This window comes from Bradyrhizobium sp. Arg816 (assembly GCF_029989365.1).
GTDB lineage: Bacteria > Pseudomonadota > Alphaproteobacteria > Rhizobiales > Xanthobacteraceae > Bradyrhizobium.
The window spans coordinates 1-1,460 of the sequence record NZ_JAPRAQ010000074.1; the positions used below are offsets into that span (position 1 = coordinate 1).

The following is a 1,460-nucleotide window of genomic DNA, read 5'->3' on the forward strand; positions in this document are numbered from 1 at the left end:
TGCGACCTCGGAAAATGAAATGGACGCCTCCCTCCCAAATCGGTAGGAGCGGCAACGAGCGAGCCAACTGGGCAGAGAGGCATCAAAGATGCCCGAGTCAGCGAGCTCTTGAAGCAAAATCGGAGGACTGAGCATGAACGATATTCGGGCCGTCGTTGGCGTAGATATAGCCAAGCATGTTTTCCAGCTGCACGAGGTCAGCAGAGAGACTGGGGAAATCACTAGCGTCCAGCTCAAGCGCAAGACATTTCTCGCACACTTCGCGAACCGTTCGACATGTCTAATCGGTATGGAGGCCTGTGGCGGCGCGCAGCATTGGGCGCGAAAGTTGGTTGCATTGGGCCACGACGTAAGACTACTGCCCGCTCTGCAGGTCAAAGCGTTTGTCTGCGGCAACAAAAACGACACGGCTGACGCTCGGGCAATTTGGATGGCAGTGCAGCAGCCGGGGGTCAGGAAAGCGGCTATCAAGACAGAAGCACAACAGGCAGTGCTCGCGATGCACCGGGTACGTCAGCAACTAATAAAGTTTCGCACCGCGCAGATCAATGCGCTGCGCGGTCTATTGACTGAGTACGGCGAGGTCATGCCGCAAGGACGTAGCGGCATCGCCAGGCGTCTACCGGGCATCTTCGCCAACTTGGTGGATCGGCTACCCGTCATATTGATCGATACGCTACGCGAGCAGTTCGCGCGGATCGGTCGACTCGATGAGGAAGTGGTCGAGATCGAGCGCCGACTACGTGATTGGTACAGACAGAATGATGCCTGCCGGCGGCTGGCAGAGGTTCCGGGAGTCGGTCTGCTGACGGCCACGGCAGTGGTCGCGGCGGTCGGTGATGCCAAAACGTTCAAGTCTGGACGAGAATTTGCCGCATGGCTGGGGCTGGTGCCTCGTCAGACCGGCACGGGCGGGCGTGTGAGGTTGCTCGGCATCAGCAAACGCGGCGATACTTACTTACGCACGCTGTTGATCCATGGCGCGCGGTCCGTGCTAACACACTGCAAATCGCCTCCAGAATGGATCGCAAAATTGGTCAAACGCCGCCCCATCAATGTGGCGATCGTGGCGATGGCAAATAAGACGGCGCGCACGCTATGGGCGCTTCTGGCTCATGAACGACTGTACCAGCGTGAATACAAGATCTCGCCAGCGTAGGTCGGTTATCGCGCAATTCAGCCGACGAAAGGGTGATCTTCTGAGGTTGCGCAAGTCCCGTGAAGAGTGATGGCAAACAGGTCGGACCGTGATCCACTAAACCTGAATGGTTCTTCGGGCTTCGAGCCCTCTCGGAAAATGAGGCGTGGATCAGCGAATTCCATCAGGGCCAGCAGGTAACCCCCTGCACAAACAGGCCGGATATAAAACTGCAGCCGTATTCTGTGTGGCATCCCTTCTAAGCGAGACTTGGCAAGCGGGAGGCGTCCATATAAGGACCATGACCCCAGCGACGGGCAGC

The 1,460-nt window shown here is 57.7% G+C and carries 1 protein-coding gene; it reads left to right on the forward strand.

Annotated elements, in window-relative coordinates:
- Window positions 1-133 precede the first annotated feature (133 nt).
- Window positions 134-1,159 (forward strand): IS110 family transposase, encoded by a 1,026-nt coding sequence (locus tag OWC48_RS45865; protein WP_282525904.1) that lies wholly within the window; start codon window positions 134-136, stop codon window positions 1,157-1,159.
- Window positions 1,160-1,460 lie beyond the last annotated feature (301 nt).

Coding starts and splice junctions, on each gene's coding strand:
- OWC48_RS45865 (WP_282525904.1), top strand. CDS start 134: ATGAACGATATTCGGGCCGTCGTTGGCGTAGATATAGCCAAGCATGTT.